The sequence below is a fragment of the Stenotrophomonas sp. JAG2 genome (assembly GCF_041080745.1).
Taxonomy (GTDB): domain Bacteria; phylum Pseudomonadota; class Gammaproteobacteria; order Xanthomonadales; family Xanthomonadaceae; genus Stenotrophomonas; species Stenotrophomonas maltophilia_AA.
Genome location: NZ_JBEUMH010000009.1, coordinates 97,074 through 122,234, shown reverse-complemented (window position 1 = coordinate 122,234; position 25,161 = coordinate 97,074). Strand labels below are relative to the sequence as shown.

The window sequence follows — 25,161 nt, the reverse complement described above, 5'->3', positions numbered from 1 at the left end:
CCGGCGGGGAGGTCTCAACGACCGGCCTGGCTGGAAGCGTGGATGACCTGGAGCACCGACTGCAGCTGCTCGACCTCGACCTGGCCCGGCGCCGAGGGCGTGCCGATCATGCCGAAGGTCAGCGCCTGGCCGAAGGTTTCACCGGCCAGCCGCGAGACCACGCCGGTGCCGCCCATGGACATGGTCAACAGCGGCTTGCTGCTGCGCTGGCGCACCTGCCAGGTGGCATCCAGCAGCGTCAGCACATCGCCGGCGTCCTGCGGCATCACCGCGATCTTCAGCACATCCGCGCCCATCGCGTCCTGCCGCAGCAGCCGCGCGATGATCTCCTCGCGCGCGGGCGTGGCATGGAAGTCGTGGCTGGACATCACCACCTTGACCCCGGCCTTGTGCGCCTGCGCGACCAGTGACGCCACAAGGGTGGGATCGCGGAACATCTCCACGTCGATCAACTGGGCGAAGCCACCGCGCAGCAGCATGGCGTACAGCGCCGCATAGTCCGCATCGCGGATCGGCTTGCTGCCGCCTTCGGCCTGGGTGCGGAAGGTGACGATCATCGGCTTGCCGTCCAGCGTGTGCGCGATGCGCTTGCCGAGCGCGACCAGCGCCTTGCCGTCGGTGGCGATGTCCAGGTAATCGATGCGCCATTCGGCCAGATCGGTCGACGGGCTGGCGGCGATCGCGGTGGCCTGCTGAAGCGCGAGCTCGGCGGTGGCGCCGGTGATCGGCACGATGGTGCGCGGCGCGCCTTCGCCGATGCGCAGCGCACCGACCTGCAATGGCGTCACCGCCGGCGGGACGGCCTGCGCGACGGATGCCACGCCGCCCAGCACGGCGGCCAACAGATAGGGAATGAGCGCGCACATCAGAAGGTGACCTTGGTCTGTACACCCAACGCCCAGGCGTTGTCGGTGCGGGTATAGGCGAACGTGCCGGGATTGACGATGTACTGCACGTCCGGGCGGATCATCAGCCAGGGGGTGACCTGGATGCTGTAGGACAGTTCGAACAGTTCCTCGGCCTGGCTGAGCTGGTACAGCGGCGAATCGCCCGGCACGCCCATGCCGACGAGATCGGCGCGGCGCGCATCGACCAGGCGGCGGTTGATGTCCGCACCAACGTAACCCAGCGCGATGCTGTCCTGCGCGCGCGAGCCGATGCCCTGGTAGACGCCGCCCAGCGCGTACCAGCGGCGGATCTGCGCGGTATCGGTGTCGGACACCATGTACTGCGCGAACGCGGTCAGCCCGCGCTGCGGATCACCTGCTTCGCGGGTCAGGCGCTGCTCGGCCAGCAGGTAGGCGCCGTGGCGTCCCGTGGTCGGCGAGGTATCCAGGCCACGCTGGCTGACCCGCGAGGTGTCGTAGTAGCCGCCGAACTTGTACACGCCCGGATGGGTGCCGCCCTTGTCCGGGGTCCAGGTCACTTCCAGCGGGAACAGCGAGCCGGTGGTGCCCGACACGAATGGACGGAACGCGTTGCGTTCGATGTTGCCGCCGAGGTTCGGATTGACCTGGAACCACCCGGTGCGCACGTTCAACGCCGGGCTGACCTGCTGGGCCACTTCACCGCCCCAGCGTGCCGTGGGGTAGTTGTACCAGCCGCTGTTGCCGGACATGGCCAGCGGATGCGCGCAGAAGGCCGCGTTGACGAAGTGGGTCAGCAGGCTGTGCAGGCCGAACTGGTTGCCCATCGCGTAGTAGCCCAGCTTGAAATACGACTGGCCGGCGTTGAATGTCTGATCGTAGCTGGCTTCGGTGAGGCGCGTGTACTGGCCACCGTAGGCTTCCTGGATCGGGAAGCGGTTGCCGACCAGATCGGCCGAGGTGCTGTTGCCGCGACGGTCATTGAGCGTGACGTGGAACGCACCGCCGCTCCAACCGGCCAGCGTGCCCATGTCCAGATCGATGCCCACGCGCACCTGCTGGGCATAGCGCGCGCCGGTACGGCCGTAACCGCCGTCGACCACGCCCATGGCTTCGCCGACATAGTCGCCGCGGAAGCGGATGCCGCGTTCGTCCAGCGCGGTGCGGGTGCCACCCCAATCGCCGGTAAGGGTAGTGCCGTCGTAGCGGTTGGCGGACTGCGCGGCGGCCAGCGCCGGGCACAGCAGCGCAGCGGCGGCCAGCGTGGACAGGGAGGTTCGGATCAGGGCAGCCATGGGTATCTCTCGTAGGGGGATCAGCGCAGCGACAGCGGCGCGCTGAGGGGCGACGTCGCGCCCAGCGCGGAGGTCGAGGTGGCGGTCACGGTGGCGATGTCGGCCGCCTCGCCGTTGACCGGCAGTGCAAGCGTGAACCGGCCCTGCCCCTGCGCATCGGTGATCGCTTCGACCGTGCCGAGCAGGCGTTCGGCTTCGCGACCGTGGGCGGCGCGGTTGCCGAAGATTTCCAGCTGGTAGCGCTGGCCGGGCACGCCCTGGAGGACACCCTGCACCGTGCGCGCCGCACCGCTGCCCTGCACCGCTCGCAACGTCGGCGCGGCCTGGCCGAGATTGGGGGCCGGCTGGCACTCGGCCTGACCCGGCGCGGTGCAGATGCGCGCGCGCTTGGCGGGATCGCTGTCCACCCCGCGCCCACGCGAACCCACGAAGCTCGCGTGTTCCAGCCCGGGTACGCCGAATACGATGGCGCCGCGTGGCTGGCCCTGGGCGCAGGCACCCCCGGCCTCACAGCGCTCGATCTTCAGCCCGTTGGCGAAGATGCGGTTGGCGCTGAAGCGGTTCGGTGCGCTGACCGGCTGCGGTCGCACTGCGATGCCGATGCCATTGCCGGTGATCGTGTTGCCATCCACCACGTTTTCGCTCCCGGTGATGCTCAGGCCGATCGAATTGCCGGTGAAGGTGTTGGCCGCGATGTAGTTGCGGTTGCCCCAGTTGATCTGCAGGCCATCGGAGTAATCGACGAAACGGTTGCGCACCACGGTGTTGTCATTGCCCCACAGGATCTCGATGCCCTGCGACGGTTCCGGATTGGCGGCCGTGGACTGGAACAGGTTGTCGGCCACCAGGTTCCAGGCCGCACCGCGGGTCAGCTCCAGCCCATCGCCGTTGTCCACGAACTGGTTGCGCACGATCCGGTTGTGCACCGTGGTGGTGGCGGTGGACTGGCCCTTGCCGTCGTCGCCGGTCAGCATGATCCCGGCACCGCCCTTGTTGGCGACGATGCGGTTGTCGTGGATCTCGCTGTGGCTGCTGCGGTTGATCAGCACGCCGATGCAGAAATTGCGTATCTCCAGCCCGGTCAGTTCGACGCCGCGGGTGTCGCGCAGGACCAGCCCCGGCAGCGTGGTGGTACGTACGTTGGTGCCGGACTGGCCGGGTTCGGCCCCCGGGCAGGCGTCGGTCCCGGTGCCGGTGACGTAGGCCGAGCCGTCGATGGCGACGTACTGGCCTTCGCGCGCCCACGGCGTGCCGACGATCTGCACCGGCCCGACGATCTCCGGCAGCGGCGTGGCCGGACGGATCACGTAGGGGGCGTTGCCCACCGCGGCGATCTCGATCCGGTAGCGCCCCGGCGCCAGGTTGGCGGTGCTGATCGCCCAGCGCAGCGAGCCCGGGCTGGCATCATCGGCATAGCGCTCGACCCGGAGCACCTCCAGCGACGTGCGCGCGGGCTCGGCCTGGAAGGCGTGCGCCAGCGACGGCAGCACGGCAAGCAGGGACAGGGACACAACAGACAGACGGCAACGCATGCGCATACTCCGCACAGGGAAGGGAACTCCTGCGGTCTTCCCCTGCACCTGGCTTCAGTACCGGTTCGGCACTGCCCTCGCCCGCCAGAGGTGGATCGCTTGGAACGGGATTGAAAGTAGGTTTATCGCACTGCACCATTCAAGTGCGTTTATCGACTATGCGTGCGATTATCGAACATCGCCCGTACGACCATTGTCGTAGAAGTGGCCGCGACGACGGCCACGGTCCTGCTGCAGCGAGGCTGCGACAGCGCGATCAGCGAGGGGAAATCAGGCGGGGCGGGCGGCATCCACTGCCCCGCCCGGGAGTGCTTACGAGCTGCAGGACAGCATCGAGCAGCCAGCCTTCTCACGCGCCCACTCGGGCCGCTTGCCCGCGAAGTGTTCGCGCCCGGGCTGCACGTCATACGGGTGGCGCAGCACCTCCAGCAACGTATGCACGCCACTGAGGTCACCCTGCTCCGCCTGTTCGATCGCTTCCTGCGCCAGCCAGTTGCGCAGCACGTAGACCGGATTGGCGCGGCCCATCTGCTGCTGCCGCGCCTGCACACTCAAGTCATCCGCACGCAGGCGCGCCGCATACTGCTGCAGCCAGGCCTGCAGTGACGGCAGCACCGCCTCGCGGCGTGCCGGGCTGTAGAAGGCCTCCTCCAGCACCGCCACGGAAGGTGACGCGGGATCGAGCGCCATCAGGCCGCGGAAAGCAAGGGTCATGTCCATCTCGCCCTCGTGCAGGATCTCCAGCCAGGCCGCCATCAACGCCACATCGGCATCGCGGCAGCGGTCCAGGCCCAGTTTGGCGGCGATATCGGCGCGCTCGCATTCGGCGTGCACCTGCTGGAAGCGCGCCAGCCCGTCGTGCAGCGGAGTGACATCCTCGAACAGCGGCGCCAGTGCCTGTGCCAGCCGGGTGAGATTCCAGTACGCCACCTGCGGCTGCGTGCCGAAACGATAGCGTCGCCCCTGCGCGTCGGTGGTGTTGGGCGTCCACTCGGGATCGTAATCCTCGACCCAGCCATACGGGCCGTAATCGATGGTGAGACCGAGAATGGACAGGTTGTCGGTGTTCATCACCCCGTGGACGAAGCCGACCCGCATCCAGTGCGCGACCAGCACCGCGGTGCGTTCGCAGATCTCGGCGAACCAGCGTGCATGGCGCGCGTCGCCCAGTTCGGCGAGCGCAGGAAAATCCCGCGCGATGCAGACATCGGCGAGTTGCCGCAGCAGCGCGGTGTCGCCGCGCGAGGCCGGCAGCTCGAAGGTGCCGAAGCGGATGAAGGACGGCGCGACGCGGCAGACGATCGCGCCGGGCTCGGCCTCGGGGTGGCCGTCATAGAACATGTCGCGCACGACGGCATCGCCGGTGCCGACCAGGCTCAATGCGCGCGTGGTCGGCACGCCGAGATGATGCATCGCCTCGCTGCAGAGGAACTCGCGGATCGACGAACGCAGCACTGCACGTCCGTCGGCACCGCGCGAGTACGGAGTGCGCCCGGCGCCCTTCAACTGCAGCTCCCAGTGCGCACCGTCCGGCGTGAGCAGTTCGCCCAGCGAGATCGCGCGGCCATCGCCGAGCTGCCCCGCCCAATGCCCGAACTGATGGCCACCATAGTTGGCCGCCCACGGTGCCATCCCGGCATACAACGCATTGCCGCCGAACACCCGCGCGAAATCGGCGCTCTCGATCAGGTCCTCGCCCATGCCGAGCAGTGCGGCCACCTCCGGCGAGTACGCCAGCAGCCGGGGTGCCGCGACCGGGGTCGGCATCACCGACGACCACGCGGCCTCGCGCACTTCACGCACGCGCGGGCCGGTTTCCGGGTCGCCGGGCAGGTCACGGATGAAGCGATTGTCGAAACGCAGGGGCTGGGTGCTCATCGGTATGAAATGGGGGCAGCCAGGCTGCCCCGCAAGCTCAGCGCGAACCGCCGCCGAGGTTCAACGGACCACCGCGTTCCACCGCACGCTGGTACGCCGGGCGCTGCTCGATCCGCGCCAGGTACGCCTGCAGCCGCGGGTAGGCGGCCATGTCGCCACCGCGCGCGGCGGCGGCCTGGATCGGGAAACTCATCTGGATATCGGCGGCAGTGAAGCGCTCACCCGCGAACCACGGCGACTGGGCAAGCTCGCGCTCCATCCAGTCCATGTGCAGCTTCACCTGCGGACCGACGAAGCCCTTCATCACCTTGTCGGCGATCGAGCGTGCGATCGGCTTGGCGAAGAACGGCATCGGTGCCTTGCGCAGCCGCGCGAACACCAGCGTCATCACCAGCGGTGGCATCGCCGAGCCTTCGGCGTAGTGCATCCAGTAGCGGTAGCGCACGCGCTCGGGCGCCTGGGCCGGCATCGGCTCGGGCGAGAACTGGCGGCCACTGTCGTAGCGATCGGCCAGGTATTCCAGGATCGCGCCGGATTCGGCGAGGACCAGCGCGTCGTCCTGCAGCACCGGGGACTTGCCCAGCGGGTGCACATCGCGCAACGCCTGCGGCGCCAGCCAGGTCTTCGGGTCGCGCTGATAGTTGACGACCTGGTACGGCAGGCCCAGCTCTTCGAGCATCCACAGCACGCGCAGCGAGCGCGAGTGGTCCAGATGGTGCACCTTGATCATCGACGGTTCCGCAGGGTCAAAGCGGCATCGTAACCGGGCGGCCGGGAGGATGCCGTCGTCAACACAGTCTGCGTCGACCAGGGCCGAATGCCGCCCAATAAAAAACGCCGGAAGCTTTCGCTTCCGGCGTTTTAGGCGACCTTACGGTGGCGGGGGTCGATTAGACCGCCTGCACCTGGTCAGCCTGCATACCCTTCTGGCCCTGGACGGCGACGAACGTCACCTTCTGGCCTTCCTGCAGCGACTTGAAGCCGGTGCCCTGGATCGCGCGGAAATGCACGAAGAGGTCCGGGCCGCTTTCCGGGGTGATGAAGCCGAAGCCCTTGGCGTCGTTGAACCACTTCACGGTGCCCTGCTGACGATCAGACATGTACTAACTCCTGAAACAATAGTTGAAATAATCGCGGCCGCCGCGTATCGGAGCCGAGACTGAGTTGCAGGCGTTGGTAAAGCGGATCGATGAGCAGATCGTGAGATCAACTGCACCAGGCCACGATTCACGGTGACCCTAGCAAACACAGTGTGGGTGACGATACTCGTGTTTTACCGAAAAAGCGATAGCTGGTTTATTCAGCCATCCCCCCTTCTCGCCTGACAGGACAAGGGGTCGGGCGATCTTACACGAAATCCCACCCCCTATTCAGATTTTTCCTACCTTAAGATCAGCCAAATGACCGATGCCCCTCCCCCTAAAGTTCACCTCTGGGTGGACGCCGACGCCTGTCCGGCGGTGATCAAGGACATTCTGTTCCGCGCCGCCGAACGCGCCGGGATCGAGATGACCCTGGTCGCGAACCACTGGCTGCGGACGCCTCCGTCCCGTTTCATCCGCTCGATCCAGGTGCCGCCGGGCCTGGACGTGGCCGACAGCGTGATCGTGGACCGGGTCCAGCCCGGCGATCTGGTCGTCACGCAGGACATCCCGCTGGCGGCGCTGGTGCTGGACAAGCACGCGGTTGCGCTGAACCCACGCGGCGAGCTGTACACCCCCGACAACATGGCGGAGCGGCTGTCGATGCGCAATTTCATGGAGGAACTGCGCGGCTCGGGCATCCAGACCGGCGGGCCGGCGCCCCTGCACGCGCGCGACAAACAGGCCTTCGCCGCGCAGCTGGACCGCTGGCTGGCCAAGCGTTAAGGCTGATGAACCGTTATCACCCTGATGAACGGTCGGCAGGCTGAGGGTCCGGCGTGGATGGGGTCCGGCGTGGCTGAGGGCCCGCTGTTGGTAGTGCCGGCCGCTGGCCGGCTCCTCCGCAGCACCCGGTGACCACAGGACCGACCATGGACCCCGGCAGCCGGCCAGCGGCCGGCCCTACAGGTGAAGCGACAGGCCGCTGGTGAACGTGCGCCGCTCCCCGGTCAGCGGATCATCGAACGCCAGTTCCTTGGCCAGCAGCTGCAGCGGCACCCCCGCCGGCGCATCCGCGAGCAGCTCCGGGTACAGATCGTCGCCCAGGATCGGCGCGCCCAGTCCTGCCATGTGCACGCGCAGCTGGTGCTTGCGGCCGGTGACCGGGTGCAGCCGGTAGCGCCAGACCGGTCCGGCGCCGTCGATCACCTCGATGCGGGTCCGCGCATTGGGCTCACCGGGCACCTCGGCCATGCGGAAAAACGGCTCGCCCGGGACCAACCGGGTATGCCGCTCCAGCGGGAACGGAAGTTCGGGCAGTCCCGGCGCCAGCGCTTCGTACACCTTGTCGATCCGGCGCTCGCGGAACAGCCGCTGGTAGGCATCGCGACTGTCCGGCCGGGTCGAGAACAGCACCAGCCCGGCGGTCAGCCGGTCCAGGCGGTGCAGCGGCACCAGATCGCGGTTGCCCGTGCGCGCCACCAGCCGGGACAGCAGCGTCTCGCGCACGTAGCCCCCGGCCGGGGTGACCGGCAGGAAGTGCGGCTTGTCGGCCACCAGCAGGTGCGCGTCCTGGTGGACGATGGCCTCCACGAACGGAATCACCGGCTCATCGGCCACCTCACGGAAATACACGATCTCCAGCCCGACCTGCCAGGCATCATCCGGCCGCAGCGCCCTGCCCTGCACATCCTGCACCCGCCCGCGCGCGAAGCGGTCCACCCACTGCGCACGGTCGATGCGTGGGAAGCGCGCGCACAGCCCGTCCAGCAGGCTGGGCCAGTCGCCGGGCGGCAACTGCAGGCGGCTGGGCGCGGGGGCAGCGAGGATCGGATCGGACGGACTCATGGCGAACCATTATCATGGCGCTCTTTGTTTCAGGTATCCCCATGGCCCTCACCGCCACCATCCGCAAGGCCGAACTGCAGATCAGCGACATGGACCGCGGCTATTACGCCAGCCACACGCTGACGCTGGCCCAGCACCCGTCCGAGACCGATGACCGCCTGATGGTGCGCCTGCTCACCTTCGCGCTGAACGCCGATGACCGGCTGGAGTTCGGCCGCGGCCTGAGCGTGGACGACGAGCCGGACCTGTGGCGCCGCGATTACACCGGCGACGTCGAACTGTGGATCGAACTGGGCCAGCCCGACGAATCGCGCCTGCGCAAGGCCGCCGGCCGCGCGCGGGCGGTGCAGCTGGTCACCTATGGTGGCCGCGCCGCCGATATCTGGTGGGACCGCAACGCCTCCGCGCTGAAGAAGCTGTCCACGCTGGAAGTGATGGACCTGCCGGGCGAGTTCGTCACCGAATGGGGCGCGCAGATCGAACGCACGATGCAGTGGGACGTGCAGATCCAGGACGGCGAAGTGCAGTTGACGTCCGACAAGGCGCAGCTCAGCGTCATCCCGACCTGGCGCAAGCAGAAGCCGCAGGCGTGAGTGTGATCCGCTGCGACGTGCTGGTCATCGGGGCCGGTGCGGCCGGGCTGATGTGCGCGCTCACGGCGGGCCGGCGCGGACGCATCGTGCAGGTGATCGACCACGCCAACAAGGTCGGCAAGAAGATCTTGATGTCCGGCGGCGGGCGCTGCAACTTCACCAATACCGGCACCACGGCGGCCAACTTCCTGTCGGCCAATCCGCACTTCTGCAAATCCGCGCTGGCCCGCTATACGCCCTGGCATTTCATCGAGATGGTGGAGCGGCACGGCATCGCGTATCACGAAAAAGAGCTGGGCCAGTTGTTCTGCGACATCTCCTCCAAGCAGATCGTGAAGATGCTGGTGGACGAATGCCAAGCGGCCGGCGTGCAGATCCGCACCGACTGCGGGGTGCAGAAGGTGGAGCGCGGCGCGGACGGCTTCCACGTGCACACCGCGCAGGGGCATTTCCATGCCGCCTCGCTGGTGGTGGCCACGGGCGGCCTGTCGATCCCGAGCATGGGTGCGACCGGCTTCGGCTATGAGCTGGCCCGCCAGTTCGGCCATGAGGTCCTGCCGACCCGCGCCGGGCTGGTGCCGCTGACCCTGAGCGGCAAGCACCAGGAGCGCTTCAATGACCTCAGCGGGGTGGCGCTGCCGATCACGGCGCGCTGCAACGACGTCGAGTTCCGCAACTCCATGCTGATCACCCACCGCGGCATCAGCGGCCCGGCGATCCTGCAGATTTCCTCGTACTGGCAGCCCGGCGACGAGCTGCGGCTGGACCTGCTGCCCGGCCAGGACGCGCTGGACTGGCTGCGCCGGATGAAGGCCGAGCGCGGTGCCGCCGAGCTGCGCACGGTGCTGTCCGAGGTGCTGCCGCGCCGGCTGGCGCTGCGCCTGTGCGAGCACTGGCTGCCGGACCGGCTGGTGCGCCAGATCGACGAACCGCAGCTGCGCCAGGCGGCCGATCTGCTGCAGAATTTCCCGCTGGTGGCCAGTGGCACCGAGGGATACCGTACCGCCGAGGTGACGCTGGGCGGGGTCGACACCCGCAAGGTGTCCTCCAGTTCATTTGAATCCCAATTGGTTCCCGGCCTGCACTTTATCGGGGAAGTGCTGGACGTGACCGGCTGGCTGGGGGGCTACAACTTCCAGTGGGCCTGGGCCTGTGGCCATGCCGCGGGCAGCGTGGCCTGAGCCGGAACGAACGTTCCGTGATCGGCTGCCGTTTGCCGCATGGACGTAGTCACACGCATCGTGTATCAAGTTTGCAGTCCGGGGAGTAGTGAATGCAGAACGCGAATGACATGACGGTCCGCCTGCTGATCGTGGACGACAGCGGCGAGAACGCCGAGACCATCGTCAGCACGCTGCGCAACAGCGGCATCGCGGTGCGCCCGACGCGCCCGCAGCACAGCGAGGAACTGGCCCAGGTGCTGGGCACCCAGCCGATCGACCTGGTGCTGGTCACCGCCGCGCAGAGCATCCCGCTGCTGCAGGTGACCCAGCAGATCGCCGCCAGTGGCAAGGACATCCCGATGATCCTGCTGGCCGAATCGATCAACGAGATCGAGTGGGTCGAAGCCGGCGCCAACGGCATCCGCGCCATTGCCCTGCGCCACCGCCCCGAGCACCTGCTGGCGGTGGTCCGCACGGAATGGACCGATCTGCATGCGCGCCGCGGGCTGCGCCGGATCGAGGCGCAGATGCGCGAGACCGAGCGCCGCTGCGACGCGCTGATCTCCTCCTCGCGCGACCCCATCGCCTACGTCCATGAAGGCATGCACATCCGGGCCAACGAGGCCTACCTGGAGATGTTCGGCTACGAGACCTTCGACGACGTGGAAGGCATCTCGCTGCTGGACATGGTCGCCCCGCAGCACGTGGACGGCTTCAAGCAGCTGCTCAAGTCGATGAGCAAAGGCGATGCCCCGCCCCCGCAGTACCAGGTGGATGCGCGCAACCAGGACGGCGCGGTGTTCCCGGCGACGATGGAGTTCACCCAGGCCAGCTACGAGGGTGAATCCTGCCTGCAGGTGGTGTTCCGCCGGCGCATGGAATTCGACCCGGAGCTGGCGCGCGAGGTCGAAGACCTTCGCCAGCGCGACCAGGTCACCGGCCTGCTCAACCGCCCGACCTTCATGCTGCACGTCGAGAACGCGGTCGCCCAGGCCGGCCGCAGCGAAGGCCGTTTCGGCCTGCTGCTGATCGAGCCGGACCATTACGCGCGCCTGCTGCCGGAGATCGGCCTGGACTCGGCCGATGCGCTGATCGGCGCCCTCGCCCGCGTGCTGGCCCAATCGGTTGGAGACACCGCCCAGGTGGCCCGCTTCGGCGAACACAGCTTCGCGGTGCTGACCGAGGGCGCGTATGCGCAGACTGTCGCGTTGGCCGACCAGATCCGTGACGCCTTCGCCGGGCAGGTGTTCAGCATCGGCGAGCGCTCGGCCACGGTCACGGTCAGCGTGGGCGGCGTGCAGGTCGGCGAGAAGATCGCGAGCATCGGCCAGGTGCTGGCCCGCGCCACGGAGTGCACGCAGGCCGCACTGGAGCTGGGCAACACCACGCGGGTATTCGACCCGGCCGCAGTGGACCGCGTGGAGGAAGAGCGCATCCAGCACTGGGTGGCACGCATCCGCCAGGCGCTGGATGGCGATGGCTTCCAACTGCATTACCAGCCCGTGCTCAACCTGCAGGGCGAGGCGCTGGAGCTGTACGAGGCGTACCTGCGCCTGGAGCACAACGGCGAGCTGCTCAGCCCGACCGCATTCCTGGGCATCGCCGAGGATCACGGCCTGCTGGCCGACATCAACCGCTGGGTGGTCACGCACGCGATAAGCATGCTCGCCGCGCGCAGCCGCGAGGGTCATGTCACCCACATGATGGTCAAGATCACCCCGGAATCGTTCAACGATCCGCAGATGATCGCCACCCTGCGCCGCGAGCTGCAGGCCCAGGGGGTGCCGGGCGAACAGCTGTGGCTGCACGCGCCGGAGGCCAAGGTGTTCACCCATCTGCGCAACGCGCAGCAGTTCCTGTCGGCGGTCGCGCCGCTGGGCTGCCGGATCGGCCTGGAGCAGTTCGGTTCGGGGCTGGATTCGTTCCAGCTGCTGGCGCATTTCCAGCCGCAGTTCCTCAAGCTGGACCGCGATTTCACCTGCGATTTCGCCAGCACCCGCGAACACAGCGAGAAGATCAGCGAGATCACCGCGCGTGCGCAGGCGGCCAACATCCAGACCATCGCCGAGTTCGTCGCCGATGCCAACTCGATGAGCCTGCTGTTCAGTGCCGGCGTGGATTACGTGCAGGGCGAGTTCGTCGGCCCCGCCGGTCCGGCGATGAATTTCGATTTCAGTTGAGGGGAAGTGTCACGACCAACGGTCGTGACCTACCGGTCATGCGGTGCGGGGCGAATCATGCGGTGCGGGGCGGCGCGACGATACGCCGTGACACCCGCCGGTAGATGCCGACCATGGGTCGGCATCGATCCTTCCGATCAGGCCATCTCGACCAGGTTCGGAATCTTCACATCGGTCGCGACGTCCGCGTCGTAATCCACGCCCTCCACGCCGAACCCGAACAGGCGCAGGAAGTCGGCCTTGTAGCCGGCCAGATCGCTGATCTCGTACAGGTTTTCGTTGGTGACCTGCGGCCACAGCGCGACCACCTCACCCTGCACTTCCGGCGCCATTTCCTTGTAGTCCGCGCGCAGGCGGCCGGCGTCATCGATCAGCGCGACCTTGCGGCCGCCGTCGGTGACCAGGTCATGGCGCAGGCGCTCGCTCGCGGTACCCGCGTCCTTGCCACCGTAGAGGATGTCGTACAGCGTATCGAGCTGCTCGATGCAGCCTTCGTGCGTGCCCTTGGCCTTCATCACCTTGAACAGCAGCGACAGGTACAGCGGCATGGTCGGGATCGCCGAGCTGGCCTGGGTGACCACTGCCTTGAGCACGGACACGCGCGCATCGCCACCGATCGGGGCCAGCTTCTGGCGCAGGCCGACGACCTTCTCGTCCAGATCCTTCTTGGCCGCGCCGATGGAGCCGTTCCAGTAGATCGCCTGGGTGATTTCCTCACCGACGTAGGTGAACGCCGTGGTGGTCGCGCCTTCGGCCAGCACACCGGCCTCCAGCAGCGCATCGATCCACATCTGCCAGTCTTCGCCGCCCATGACGGCAACGGTGCCGGCGATCTCTTCCGGCGTCGCCGGCTCGATCGTGGTCTCGGTGATCACTTCCTTGTCGGTGTCCAGGCCACGCAGCGTGATCGGCGCACCGATCGGCTTGAGCGTGGAGCTGATCACTTCACCGGTCTTGGGGTGCTTGCGGCGCGGCGCGGCCAGGCTGTACACCACCTGGTCGACCTGGCCGAGATCCTGCTTGATCAGCTCGATGACCTTGGCCTTGACCTCGTCGGAGAAGGCATCGCCATTGACGCTCTTGGCGTACAGGCCGGCCTGCTCGGCGTACTTGTGGAACGCGGCGGTGTTGTACCAGCCAGCCGTGCCCGGCTTGGTCTCGGTGCCCGGGCGCTCGAAGAACACCCCCAGCGTCGCCGCATCGCTGCCGAAGGCGGCGGTGATGCGCGCAGCGAGGCCGTAGCCGGTGGAGGCGCCAAGCACCAGCACCTTCTTCGGGCCGTTGGCGATCTTCCGCTTGGACTGGATGTAATCGATCTGCTGCTTGACGGCCGCATCGCAGCCGACGGGATGGGTAGTGACGCAGATGAAGCCGCGCACACGCGGTTTGATGACCATGTAAACCTCGAGGGGGACTGGCGCAGGGCGGACCGGCGCGATGAAAGGGAGGTCGCGCGCCACCGGAGCGGCTGCGCGGAACGCAAGGGATCGTAGTGCGCAGCGCTGCGGAGTACAACCGACGGGGGTGTATGTTCCTTGTGGCCTGGGACCGGTGAGGGCGGGAGAGCAGCCAAAAGAAAGGCCGCGCAATGCGCGGCCTTTCAGCTGTTTCAAACCACCAGAACCCTTACGGACGACGCTCCAGCGCTTCCACGTCCTTGGCCTTCGGCAGCAGATCCTGCTTGCTCACCGCCAGCGCGCCCATCGTCAGCAGCGGGCAGGCAATGAAGATCGACGACAGCGTACCGATCACCGCACCGATCATCTGGCTCAGCGCCAGCCCTTCCAGCGAACCACCGCCGTACAGGTACAGCGCCAGCACCGACAGGAAGAACACCAGCGAGGTGATGATCGTGCGCGACAGCGTCTGGTTGATCGACCGGTTCATCACTTCCAGCGGCTCGACACGCAGGCTGCGGAAGTTTTCACGCACACGGTCGAACACCACGATGGTGTCGTTGATCGAGAAGCCCATCACCGACAGCAGGCCGGCCAGCACGGTCAGATCGAACTCGCGGCCACTCAGCGAGAAGTAACCGGCCACCACCAGCACGTCGAACAGCGTGGTGATGATCGCCACCATCGCGAACTTCCACTCGAAGCGGAAACCGATGTAGATCAGGAAGCCGATCAGCACGAACAGCGCCGCGTACAGGCCGTTCAGGGCCAGCTCCTTGCCGACCTGCGGGCCCACGAACTCGGCACCCACGATGGCGGCCTGGTTGCCCTCCACCGAGATCGCCTTCTGCACGGCTTCCGCGGTGCGGTTGTTGGCTTCGCCGGCATTCTCGCCAGCGGCCATCTCCTGCGGCTGCAGACGGATCAGCAGGTTGCTGCCGCTGCCGAAGCTCTGCACCTGGGCACCGGCATAGCCGGCACCTTCCAGGTGCTCGCGGACGGCATCGACGTCAGCGGGCTTGTCGAAGCGTACTTCGACCACGGTGCCGCCGGTGAAGTCCAGCGCGTAGTTGAAGCCCTTGAAGGCAATGCAGCCGATGGCGGCAATGAACACCAGTGCCGCCAGACCGATGGCCACCCAGCGGGTGCGCATGAAGTCGAACTTGGTGTCGTTCGGGATCAGATGCAACGGGAAAAGTTTCATGGTTTCTATTCGCTTCCCGTCAGATGGCCAGGGTCTTGAGCTTCTTGCGGCGGCTGTAAAGCAGCACGGCAAGGGCACGCGAGACGGTGATTGCAGTGAACATGGAGGCCAGGATGCCGACGATCATGGTCACGGCGAAGCCCTTCAGCGGGCCGGTACCGAACGCATACAACGCCACACCCGCCAGGATGCCGGTGAGGTTGGCGTCCAGGATGGTCCCGGAAGCCTTCTCGTAACCGGCGACGATGGCCGACTTGGGCGGCATGCCGGCCCGCAGCTCTTCACGGATACGCTCGTTGATCAGCACGTTGGCGTCGACCGACAGGCCGATCGACAGCGCCAGACCGGCGAAGCCCGGCAGCGTCATCGTCGCACCGAACAGCGACATCACCGCCACCACGATCAGCAGGTTGAACAGCATGGCTACCGAAGTGATCACGCCGAACATGCGGTAGTACACGGTGAAGAAGATCAGGGTGAACAGGAACGCGAAGCCGACCGCGGTCACGCCGCGCTCGACGTTCTCCGCACCCAGGCTCGGGCCGACGATGCGCTCTTCGACGAAGTCCATCGGCGCGGCCAGCGAGCCGGATTTCAGCAGCTTGGCGAGGTTGTCCGCTTCAAGCTTGTCCAGGCCGGTGGTCTGGAAGTTCTTGCCGAACACGCCGTTGATGTTGGCGACCGAGATCACCTCTTCCTTGACGCGGAAGCTGCGCACTTCCTTGCCGTCAACCACGTTCACGGTCGGGATGCGCTCGGTGTAGACCACCGCCATCGGCTTGTTCACGTTCGCGCTGGTGAAGTCGAACATGCGCTGACCGCCGACGTTGTTCAGCGTCACGCTGACCGCCGCCGAACCGTTCTGGTCGGTGGTGGCCTGCGCGGCGACCATCTGGTCACCGGTCACGATCACGCGCTTGTTGAGCAGGATCGGGCCGCGGTTGTCGCGCTGCTGGTAGACCTTGGCCTCCGGCGGGATGCGGCCGCTGGTGATCGCATCCTGGGCATTGCCCTCGACCACGGCGCGGTACTCCAGCGTCGCGGTGGCACCGATCATGCGCTTGGCTTCGGCGGTGTCCTGCACGCCCGGGAGCTGCACGACCACGCGGTCGGCACCCTGGCGCTGGATGATCGGCTCGGCCACGCCGAGCTGGTTGACGCGGTTGCGCAGGGTGTTGACGTTCTGCTCGATGGCGCCATTGGCGATCGCGGTCAGTTCGGCCTCGGGCATGCTCACGGTGATGCGGTTGCCCGCCACTTCGTAGCCCAGCGTCGGCTGCGCCTTGACCATCACTTCGCGGGCACGCGCCGCCGCATCGGCACCGGCGGACGGGCTGATGGTGGCCACGATGGTGTTGTCACCACGACGCTCGACCGACTGGTAGGCGATGCGGGCATCACGCAGGCTGGTCCGCACGTCTTCGGCGTAGGCATCCAGACGCTTGTCCAGTGCCGCCTTCTGGTCGACCTGCAGCACGAAGTGCACGCCGCCCTGAAGATCCAGGCCCAGCACCATCGGCTTGGCGCCGAGGTCGCTCAGCCAGTCCGGCACGGTGGAGGCCAGGTTCAGGGCGACCACGTAGTCCTCGCCCATCTCGTCGCGCAGGGCGTCGTTGGCGGCGGTCTGCGCCTGCAGCGTCGGCAGGCGCACGATCAGGCTGTCGCCTTCCTTGGCCACCGACAGCGGCTCCACGCCGGCCTGCTTGAGGTCACCCAGCACGCGGTCGCGCAGGGCGTCGTCGATCTGCCCGCCACGGTTGGCGGTGATCTGCACGGCAGGGTCCTTCTGGTAGATGTTGGGCAGTGCATACAACGCACTGACCGCCAGCACGATCAGGATGAGGAAATACTTCCAGCGTGGAAATTCGAGCATTGCTTGGGTCCCGCGCGGTGCCCGTCCCGGCACCGCGGTTGAACGGAAAGGGAGTGGATCAGTTGGCCGACTTCAGCGTGCCGGTCGGCAGCACATTGCCCACGGCGCCCTTCTGCACGCGGATGCGCACGTTCTCGGCCACTTCGATGGTGATGAAGTTGTCGCCGATGTCGGTGACCACGCCGGCGATGCCGCCGTTGGTCAGCACTTCGTCACCGCGCTTGACCTTCTCCAGCATGGCCTTGTGTTCCTTCTGGCGCTTCATCTGCGGGCGGATCATCAGGAAGTACATGATCGCGATCAGAATGATCGGGAACAGCAGGGTGGTCAGACCCATGCCCTGCGGCTGGCCACCGGCGGCCTGGGCGTTGGCGGTGGGAATCAGGAAGGCGAGCAGGTTCATAGTGTGTCCTTGGGTTGGGAGGCGCCCTGCCCCCTTTGAGGGTCAGGGAGTCGCCGCGAAACGGGGGTCAGCCTCGAAGTATGCCATGGCCCCGGGAGTTCGTCCTTGGGCCGTTTGGCAGGGTCGGCGCGCCGGAGCGGCCGGCCGGGGTCACTTTACAGCGCGGGCGTGACCGCACCACGGGCCGCGTAGAAAGACTCGCGGAAGGCGGTAAAGGTTCCCGCCGCGATCGCCTCGCGCATGTCGGCCATCAACTTCTCGTAGTAATAGAGGTTGTGGATGGTGCCCAGCATGGGCGCCAGCATCTCGTTGCAGCGGTCCAGGTGGCGCAGGTACGAGCGCGTGTAACCGCTGGTGCAGGCATGGCAGCCGCAGCCGGGCTCGATGGTGTCCATGTCGCGCTCGTAGCGGGCGTTACGGATGCGCACCGTGCCGAACGAGGTGAAATAGTGGCCGTTGCGGGCGTTGCGGGTCGGCATCACGCAGTCGAACATGTCCACCCCACGGGCGACGCCTTCGACCAGATCTTCCGGGCGGCCCACGCCCATCAGGTAGCGCGGGCGGTCGGCCGGCAGGATCGGATGCATGTGGTCGAGCATGGCGTTGCGCTCGTGTTCGGGCTCGCCCACGGCCAGCCCGCCGATGGCATAGCCGTCGAAGCCGATCTGCTGCAGGCCCTCGGCCGAGCGGCTGCGCAGGTCGTGATGGACACCGCCCTGGACGATGCCGAACAGCGCCGCGTCGTTGCCCAGCTCATCGTGCGCGTTGCGGCTGCGCTGGGCCCAGCGCAGGCTCAGCTCCATCGAGGCGCGCGCGACCGGCTCGGTGGCCGGGTACGGAGTGCACTCGTCGAAGATCATCACCACGTCCGAGTCGAGCACCTTCTGGATGCGCATGCTCTCTTCCGGGCCCAGGAACACGCGGGCGCCGTCGGTCGGCGAGGAGAAGGTCACGCCCTGCTCGGTGATCTTGCGGCGGTGCGCCAGCGAGAACACCTGGAAGCCGCCGGAGTCGGTCAGGATCGGGCCGTTCCAGCGCGCGAAGCCGTGCAGGCCGCCGTGGTCGGCGATCACGTCCAGGCCCGGGCGCAGGTACAGATGGAAGGTGTTGCCGAGGATGATCTCCGCACCCAGCGCGCGGATCTGCTCCGGCAGGATGCCCTTCACCGAGCCATAGGTGCCCACCGGCATGAAGGCCGGGGTTTCCACGGTCCCGCGCGGGAAGGTCAGGCGGCCGCGGCGGGCGCGACCGTCGGTGGTCTGGAGCTGGAACTGGAGTCGGGACATGGAGCGGTCATTCGGGCAAATAGTCTGCCATTGTCGCCGAAAACGGCCCCGCCTGCCCCGCCAGCCTCATTCCCCCTGCGGGAACAGCAGCATCGCATCGCCGTAGCTGAAGAACCGGTACTTCTCCGCGATCGCAGCCTGGTAGGCCTCAAACACCCGGGCCTGGCCGGCAAACGCCGAGATCATCATCAGCAGCGTGCTTTCCGGCAGATGGAAGTTGGTCACCATCGCGTCCACGCTGCGGATGCGGTAGCCCGGGGTGATGAAAATCTGGGTTTCCCCGGCGTACGGCAGCAGCTCGCCCTCGCGCATGGCGCTTTCCAGCGCCCGCACCACGGTGGTGCCGACCCCGATCACCCGGCCGCCGGCGGCGCGCGTGCGGCGCACCTGCTGGACCAGCTCGGCGCCGACGTTCAGCCATTCGCGGTGCATCACGTGTTCCTTCAGGTCGTCCACGCGGACCGGCTGGAACGTGCCCGCGCCCACGTGCAGGGTCACATGGCCGAAGTCGACGCCGGTGTCCTTCAAGGTGGCCAGCAGGGCCTCATCGAAGTGCAGCCCGGCGGTCGGGGCGGCCACCGCGCCGATCTCGCGGGCGAACACCGTCTGATAGCGCTCGCGGTCGTCCACCCCCGGCTCGCGCTGGATGTAGGGCGGCAACGGCAGCCGGCCGGCGTGCAGCAGCCACTGCTCCAGCGCCTCGGGCACATGGAACTGCAGCACATAGAACTCGCCATCGCGGCCCAGCACCTCGGCCTCGCCACCCGCATCCAGGGCGATGCGGCTGCCCGGCTTGGGCGACTTGCTGGCGCCGACCTGGGCGCGCGCCTGCTGCCCGCCGAGCAGGCGCTCGATCAGGATCTCGACCCGGCCGCCGCTGGCCTTCTGGCCGAACAGGCGGGCCGGGATCACGCGGGTATCGTTAAACACCAGCAGGTCGCCCGCACGCAGCAGCTGCGGCAGGTCGCGCACCTGGCGGTGCTCGAAGGGGGCCGGGGCCGGCGGGACCACCATCAGGCGGCTGGCCGAGCGCTCCGCGAGCGGGGCCTGGGCGATCAGTTCGGGCGGCAGGTCGTAGTTGAAATCGGACTTCTTCAAGGGAGCGCACGGCAACGTGTAGGCAATGTCGGCCATTGTACGACTGGCCCTCGGTGGCAATGCAGCTTTGAGCGAACGTCGCGCAAAATGCTGCTCTGCAACAGTTTTTAACGGGGTTATCGCGCGAAAAACCGCGTGCTAGCATCGAGCCGGAAGTCTGATGCACGAGCAGGAATGCCCGAAGCGCGCGCGAATAGACGCGCGTTTTGCTTTTCCGCCGTGCCGCCATCGTTTCAGGAGATCTGCAATGAGCTTCATCGAACGTCTCGCCCCGCTTCGCGCCCAGCCCGGCACCCGCCTCACCACCGGCCTGGATGACGCCACCCTCGAACGCCTGGCCGCCGGCCACCCCGCCCTGGTCGCCGCCATCGATGCCGCCGCCGCTGAATTCGAGCGCGTGCGCGCCGATCTGGGCGACCTGCTGGCCCTGGACGAGCGCGCCCAGATCGATGCGATGCAGGAGGGGTTCGTCAATTTCTATGCCGATGATGCGGTCACCCCGTATGTCGCCCTCGCCGCCCGTGGCGCGTGGGTCGTCACCCTGAAGGGTGCGGTGCTGTACGACGCGGGCGGCTACGGCATGCTCGGCTTCGGCCACACCCCCGAGGCGGTGATGGAGGCGATGGCCGCCCCGCAGGTGATGGCCAATGTGATGACCCCCAGCCTGTCCCAGCAGCGCTTCATCCAGGCGCTGCGCAAGGAGATCGGCCACCGGCGCGGCGGCTGCCCGTACAGCCACTTCATGTGCCTGAATTCCGGCTCCGAAGCGGTCGGCCTGGCCGCCCGCATCGCCGACGTCAACGCCAAGCTGCAGACCGACCCGGGCGCCCGCCACGCCGGTGCGAAGATCAAGCGCGTGGTGGTCAAGGGCAGTTTTCACGGCCGCACCGACCGTCCGGGCCTGTATTCCGACTCCAGCCGCAAAACCTACATGCAGCACCTGGCCAGCTACCGGGGCGAGGACACGGTCATCGCGATCGCGCCGTATGACGAAGACGCGCTCAAGCGCGTGTTCGCCGAGGCCGAGCAGAACCGCTGGTTCATCGAGGCCGTGTTCCTGGAGCCGGTGATGGGCGAAGGCGATCCGGGCCGTTCGGTGCCGCCGACGTTCTATGCGCTGGCCCGCGAGCTGACCCGCCAGCACGGCAGCCTCCTGCTGCTGGATTCGATCCAGGCCGGCCTGCGCGCGCACGGCGTGCTCTCGATCGTGGATTACCCGGGCTTCGAAGGCCTGGACGTGCCGGACATGGAGACGTATTCCAAGGCGCTCAACGCCGCCCAGTTCCCGCTCTCGGTGCTGGCCGTGACCGGGCATGCCGCGCAGCTCTACCGCAAGGGCATCTACGGCAACACGATGACCTCCAACCCGCGGGCGCTGGACGTGGCCTGCGCCACGCTGTCGCTGCTGACGCCGCAAGTGCGCGAGAACATCCGCGTGCGCGGTGCCGAAGCGGTGCGCAAGCTGGAGCAGCTGAAGACCGAGCTGGGCGGGCTGATCACCAAGGTGCAGGGCACCGGCCTGCTGTTCTCCTGCGAACTGGCCCCGCAGTTCAAGTGCTACGGCACCGGTTCCACCGAGGAATGGCTGCGCAACCACGGCATCAACGTCATCCATGGGGGCGAGAACTCGCTGCGCTTCACCCCGCACTTCGGGATGGATGGCGAGGAGCTGGACCTGCTGGTCGGCCTGGTCGGCCGCGCCCTGAAGGAAGGCCCGCGCAAGGAGCAGTCGCAGGCGGCCTGAGTTCGGCGGCCGTGCGGGTGTGAGCCCGCACGGTGGGTAGCCGACCGACGGAAGGAGAAAAGGCAGACGACCAACGGTCGGCTCTATCCCGGTGGGCGATTGGCCCCGGCGGCGCAAACGCGCGATAATCCGGCACCGCACCTGCGGAACGACACCCCGTCACGAGACCAGCGCACCGGTCATCGGCGGGGCTTTTTCGTTTCCGGTCGCTACAGATACGAACAACAGGAAGATCCAATGAAGTCGATTTGCGTTTACTGTGGTTCCAACCCCGGCAGCAAGCCGGTCTATACCGAGCGCGCCATCGCGCTGGGTGACCGCATCGCCCGGGACGGCCTGCGCCTAGTCTACGGCGGGGGCAACGTCGGCCTGATGGGCACCGTGGCCAATGCCGTGCTGGAAGGCGGCGGTGAAGTCACCGGCGTGATCCCGCAGCAGCTGGCGGACTGGGAAGTGGCCCACCGCGGCCTGACCGAGCTGGAAATCGTCGGTTCGATGCACGAGCGCAAGTCGCGTATGTTCGACCTCTCCGATGCGTTCGTGGCCCTGCCCGGCGGCTTCGGCACCATGGAAGAAATCTTCGAGATGCTGACCTGGCGCCAGCTGGGGATCGGCAACAAGCCGTGCGCGTTCCTGGATGTGGACGGCTTCTACGCCCCGCTGATCGGCATGATCGACCGCATGGTCGAAGAGCGCTTCCTGCACCCGGCCCAGCGCGCGGACCTGTGGTACGGCTCGGACATCGATGAAATGCTCGCCTGGATGCGCGCCTACGAGCCGGCGCAGGCGTCCAAGTGGATCGATGAGAAGCGGGCCAACGCGCTGCGTTGATCCACCCGCTGCCGCGACGGTTCAGGCCGTCGCGGTCGCCGCCATCGGGGCCGGCCGGCCGAGCAGGTAGCCCTGTCCGTAATCGCAGCCCAGCTGCAGCAGCGTGTCGTGCTGGGCCTGGGTCTCGATGCCCTCGCCCACGGTTTCGATGCCCAGCGTGCGCGCCAGCGACAGCACGCCCTGCACCAGCGCGTGCGTGCTCTGCATGTCCTGCCCGTGCAGGCCGGCAATGAACGATTGATCGATCTTCAGCGTCGAGATCGGGAACCGGTGCAGGTAGGACAGCGCCGAGAATCCGGTGCCGAAATCATCCAGCTGCACCAGCACGCCGCGGTCGCGCAGGGTCTGCAGGATGCGCAGCGTGCGCGGGCCATCATCGAGCAGCGCCACTTCGGTGATTTCCAGGCGCAACCGGTGCGGATCGGCGCCGGCCGCTTCGATCAGCCCGAACAGGCGGGCGCTGAAGTCGGCCGAGCGGAAGTGTCGCGGCGACACGTTCACCGACAGATAGCCGCGGCCGCCGCGCGCGAGCTGGGTGATCACCTGCTCGTACAGCAGCCAGTCCACCTGCTCGATCAGGCCGCTCTCCTCGCCCAGGTCCAGGAACGCACTGGGCAGCAGCAGCCCGCGACGCTCGTGCTGCCAGCGCAGCAGGGCCTCGTGCCCGACCAGCTCACCATCGCTGAGTCGCATGATCGGCTGGTAGAACGGCACGAAATCGCGGTTGATGATGGCCCGGCGCAGGTCCGCTTCCAGGTCCAGGCTGCGCAGCGCCTGCTCGCGCATCGCCTCATCGAACACGGCGCAGCGGTCATTGCCCTGCGCCTTGGCCCGGTACATCGCCGCATCCGCATCGCGCACCAGTTCTTCGCCGTTGCGGTAGCGCGGATTCCACATGGCGATGCCCAGGCTGCCGGACGGGAACAGCTCGCGCCCCTTCACCCACATCGATTCCTCCAGCGCCACCAGCATGCGCTGCGAGAACTCCAGCGCCGAGGCCAGGCCATCGCCACACTGGAGCAGGATCGCGAACTCGTCGCCCCCGAGCCGGGCGACCACGTCCTGTGCGGAAATCATCGAGACGATGCGTTTGGCCACCTCCACCAGCATCTGATCGCCGGCGGCATGGCCGATGCTGTCGTTGACCAGCTTGAACCGGTCCAGGTCCAGGAACAGCACCGCAAAGCCCTGCCCTTCGCTGCCACGCGCACGCGCGATCGCATCTTCCAGCCGATCCAGCAGGTGCAGGCGGTTGGGCAAACCGGTCAGCGCGTCGTGCATGGCCTGGTGGGTCAGGCGCTGTTCGGCGCGCAGGCGCTCGCCGATCTGGCCGAGCAGTTTGTCGTTGACGTCGGCCAGCTCGCGGGTTCGCTCGTCCACGCGCTTTTCCAGGTCGGCATGCGCGTTGCGCAGCCGCTCCTGGTCGCGCTGGCGGGACAGGCCGTTGCCGATGTTCTGCGCGACGAACGTCAGCAGGCGCTGGTCGTGGACGGTGAACACCACCTCCGGCGAATAGCTCTGCACCACGATCACGCCGACCACATCGTCATCGCTCAGCAGCGGCACCCCGAGCCAGCAGTTCGACCGGGCGCCGAACTCACGGACCACGCCGCTGTCGCGCAGCGCGTCGATGCGCTCGCGGGTCGCCAGCAGTGGTTGCCGGTTGCGCACGATGAACTCGGTCAGTCCTTCGCTGAAGGGGCGCGGCGCGCGCGACGGGTTGTACTCGTCCACCGAGTACACGAATTCCAGCCCATCGCCCTTTTCGTTGACCAGCGCGATGTAGAAATTGCGTGCGTCCAGCAGCGTACCGACGACGCCATGCACCTGGCCGTAATACTGCGACAGCGACTCGGCGCTCATCGCCAGTTCGGCGATGTTGAACAGGGCCAGCTGCAGTTTCTCGGCGCGGCGGCGCTCGACCACCTCCTCCTGCAGGTTTCGGTTGGCGCGCTGCAGCTCCACCGTGCGGCGCTCGACCTGGCGCTCCAGCTGCACCTGCGCCTGGCGCCGGTCCATCGCGGTGAGAATATGCTGGGCGACATAGCCCAGCAGGGTGCGGTCGGCCTCGTCATAGCGCGCGCGGTGTTCGTAGCTCTGGACCACGATCGCGCCGCACACGCGCCCATCGCGCAGCATCGGGACGCCGAGCCAGTCCAGGCTTTCCGGCCCGCGCTGCGGATCGTGCTCGTCATCGAGGATCGCCAGCAGCTCGCGCGAGGGGCCGCTCAGCGGCTCGCCGTGCCGCAGCAGCGCGAAGGTCAGGCTGCGCGGCATTTCGTGTTCTTCGTAGCTGCGGTCCGGGTCGGCGACGAAGTCGTCTTTCTGGTCGGCGAAGTACAGGAAGCGCACCCGGTGCCGGATGTCGTCGTACTCGACGATGAAACAGTTCTGCGCGTACATCAGCGAATTGAGCACGCGGTGGAAGTGGCGCAGCATCTCGGCCATTTCCAGATCCGCGCCGGCCAGATCGGCGATCTCGTACAACGCCTGCTGCAGGCGCTTGGATTCCTCCAGCGAGGCGATCTCGCGACGCTGCCGGGCCAGCGACAAGGTGCTCTGGAACAACAGGCGCGCGGCCGTCCACCAGCTGTCCGGCGGCGGGCCGGCAGCCAGCGTCACGCTCACGCTCAACCCGGCACCGTCGTGGGTCCAGCGCTGCTGCCATGGCGGCCCGCCCTGCATCGCCGCGCCGCTGCCCTCCGGATGGGCCTGGCTGCCCTCGCCCAGCAGCGGATCCGACCAGGCCAGTGCGACCGCTGCCCCGGCCGGCAACAGGGCGCACAACGCCGTGGCGACTGCGGCAGGGATCACCGCATCACCGTCCCGTTGCACTGAAGAGGTCACCATCTGGCTGGACACGTCGCTCATCTCTCGGGTGCCGGCTG

At 67.3% G+C, this 25,161-nt stretch carries 20 protein-coding genes; 6 read left to right on the top strand and 14 right to left on the bottom strand.

Annotation, left to right across the window (positions count from 1 at the left end; all coding sequences use genetic code 11):
- Window positions 1-14: 14 nt before the first annotated feature.
- The 6 genes from aroD to AB9O74_RS13330 form a co-directional block, all read right to left on the bottom strand.
- Window positions 15-866: a type I 3-dehydroquinate dehydratase gene (gene aroD, locus AB9O74_RS13355; RefSeq protein ID WP_369349587.1), complete on the bottom strand. Its 852-nt coding sequence runs from the start codon at window positions 864-866 to the stop codon at window positions 15-17.
- Window positions 866-2,161, bottom strand: a complete 1,296-nt coding sequence (locus AB9O74_RS13350) for a carbohydrate porin (protein ID WP_369349586.1) — start codon at window positions 2,159-2,161, stop codon at window positions 866-868. The genes aroD and AB9O74_RS13350 overlap by 1 nt, the downstream gene beginning before the upstream one ends.
- Window positions 2,162-2,181: 20 nt before the next feature.
- The gene (locus AB9O74_RS13345; protein WP_369349585.1) at window positions 2,182-3,693 is read right to left on the bottom strand and encodes a nitrous oxide reductase family maturation protein NosD; all 1,512 of its coding nucleotides are present in this window, start codon (window positions 3,691-3,693) and stop codon (window positions 2,182-2,184) included.
- 312 nt (window positions 3,694-4,005) lie between these two features.
- A complete protein-coding gene (locus AB9O74_RS13340) occupies window positions 4,006-5,571 on the bottom strand; it encodes a YdiU family protein (protein WP_369349584.1) in 1,566 nt (521 codons plus the stop codon).
- A 37-nt stretch (window positions 5,572-5,608) separates the two neighbouring features.
- Entirely contained in the window at window positions 5,609-6,301 is a 693-nt protein-coding gene (locus AB9O74_RS13335) for a glutathione S-transferase family protein (protein ID WP_176989763.1), read from the bottom strand.
- A 160-nt stretch (window positions 6,302-6,461) separates the two neighbouring features.
- Entirely contained in the window at window positions 6,462-6,671 is a 210-nt protein-coding gene (locus AB9O74_RS13330) for a cold-shock protein (protein WP_017356920.1), read from the bottom strand.
- Window positions 6,672-6,971: 300 nt separating this feature from the next.
- Between AB9O74_RS13330 and AB9O74_RS13325 the strand changes: the two genes are divergently transcribed.
- Window positions 6,972-7,439, top strand: a complete 468-nt coding sequence (locus AB9O74_RS13325) for a YaiI/YqxD family protein (protein ID WP_369349583.1) — start codon at window positions 6,972-6,974, stop codon at window positions 7,437-7,439.
- Between the two features lie 177 nt (window positions 7,440-7,616).
- On the opposite strand, the gene AB9O74_RS13320 is transcribed toward AB9O74_RS13325, so the two are convergent.
- Entirely contained in the window at window positions 7,617-8,501 is an 885-nt protein-coding gene (locus AB9O74_RS13320) for a pseudouridine synthase (protein ID WP_369349582.1), read from the bottom strand.
- 41 nt (window positions 8,502-8,542) lie between these two features.
- On the opposite strand from AB9O74_RS13320, the gene AB9O74_RS13315 reads away from it, so the two are divergent.
- From AB9O74_RS13315 to AB9O74_RS13305, 3 genes are all read left to right on the top strand, one after another.
- Window positions 8,543-9,094, top strand: coding sequence for a YaeQ family protein (locus AB9O74_RS13315; RefSeq protein ID WP_123729025.1), 552 nt, complete (start codon window positions 8,543-8,545; stop codon window positions 9,092-9,094).
- Window positions 9,091-10,275, top strand: coding sequence for an NAD(P)/FAD-dependent oxidoreductase (locus AB9O74_RS13310; RefSeq protein WP_369349581.1), 1,185 nt, complete (start codon window positions 9,091-9,093; stop codon window positions 10,273-10,275). The genes AB9O74_RS13315 and AB9O74_RS13310 overlap by 4 nt, the downstream gene beginning before the upstream one ends.
- Before the next feature lie 92 nt (window positions 10,276-10,367).
- Window positions 10,368-12,437, top strand: a complete 2,070-nt coding sequence (locus AB9O74_RS13305; protein WP_369349580.1) for an EAL domain-containing protein — start codon at window positions 10,368-10,370, stop codon at window positions 12,435-12,437.
- Between the two features lie 137 nt (window positions 12,438-12,574).
- Here the strand turns inward: AB9O74_RS13305 and fabV are convergent, their stop codons facing one another.
- From fabV to queA, 6 genes are all read right to left on the bottom strand, one after another.
- Window positions 12,575-13,834 (bottom strand): enoyl-ACP reductase FabV, encoded by a 1,260-nt coding sequence (gene fabV / locus AB9O74_RS13300; protein WP_369349579.1) that lies wholly within the window; start codon window positions 13,832-13,834, stop codon window positions 12,575-12,577.
- Window positions 13,835-14,063: 229 nt separating this feature from the next.
- Window positions 14,064-15,038, bottom strand: a complete 975-nt coding sequence (gene secF, locus AB9O74_RS13295) for a protein translocase subunit SecF (protein ID WP_369349578.1) — start codon at window positions 15,036-15,038, stop codon at window positions 14,064-14,066.
- 19 nt (window positions 15,039-15,057) lie between these two features.
- Window positions 15,058-16,911 carry a protein translocase subunit SecD gene (secD, locus tag AB9O74_RS13290; RefSeq protein WP_369349577.1) on the bottom strand — a complete coding sequence of 618 codons (1,854 nt, stop codon included), beginning with the start codon at window positions 16,909-16,911 and terminating at the stop codon, window positions 15,058-15,060.
- 58 nt (window positions 16,912-16,969) lie between these two features.
- Window positions 16,970-17,314: a preprotein translocase subunit YajC gene (yajC, locus tag AB9O74_RS13285; RefSeq protein ID WP_019183141.1), complete on the bottom strand. Its 345-nt coding sequence runs from the start codon at window positions 17,312-17,314 to the stop codon at window positions 16,970-16,972.
- Window positions 17,315-17,469: 155 nt separating this feature from the next.
- Complete coding sequence (tgt, locus tag AB9O74_RS13280; protein WP_369349576.1) at window positions 17,470-18,600, bottom strand: tRNA guanosine(34) transglycosylase Tgt; 1,131 nt, start codon at window positions 18,598-18,600, stop codon at window positions 17,470-17,472.
- Between the two features lie 66 nt (window positions 18,601-18,666).
- Window positions 18,667-19,698, bottom strand: a complete 1,032-nt coding sequence (queA, locus tag AB9O74_RS13275; RefSeq protein WP_369349575.1) for a tRNA preQ1(34) S-adenosylmethionine ribosyltransferase-isomerase QueA — start codon at window positions 19,696-19,698, stop codon at window positions 18,667-18,669.
- A gap of 247 nt (window positions 19,699-19,945) precedes the next feature.
- On the opposite strand from queA, the gene AB9O74_RS13270 reads away from it, so the two are divergent.
- Window positions 19,946-21,442, top strand: coding sequence for an aminotransferase class III-fold pyridoxal phosphate-dependent enzyme (locus tag AB9O74_RS13270; RefSeq protein ID WP_369349574.1), 1,497 nt, complete (start codon window positions 19,946-19,948; stop codon window positions 21,440-21,442).
- A 237-nt stretch (window positions 21,443-21,679) separates the two neighbouring features.
- A complete protein-coding gene (locus AB9O74_RS13265; RefSeq protein WP_123729018.1) occupies window positions 21,680-22,273 on the top strand; it encodes a TIGR00730 family Rossman fold protein in 594 nt (197 codons plus the stop codon).
- 21 nt (window positions 22,274-22,294) lie between these two features.
- Here AB9O74_RS13265 and AB9O74_RS13260 read toward each other — a convergent pair whose 3' ends face one another.
- Window positions 22,295-25,144: an EAL domain-containing protein gene (locus AB9O74_RS13260; protein ID WP_369349573.1), complete on the bottom strand. Its 2,850-nt coding sequence runs from the start codon at window positions 25,142-25,144 to the stop codon at window positions 22,295-22,297.
- Between the last annotated feature and the right edge of the window lie 17 nt (window positions 25,145-25,161).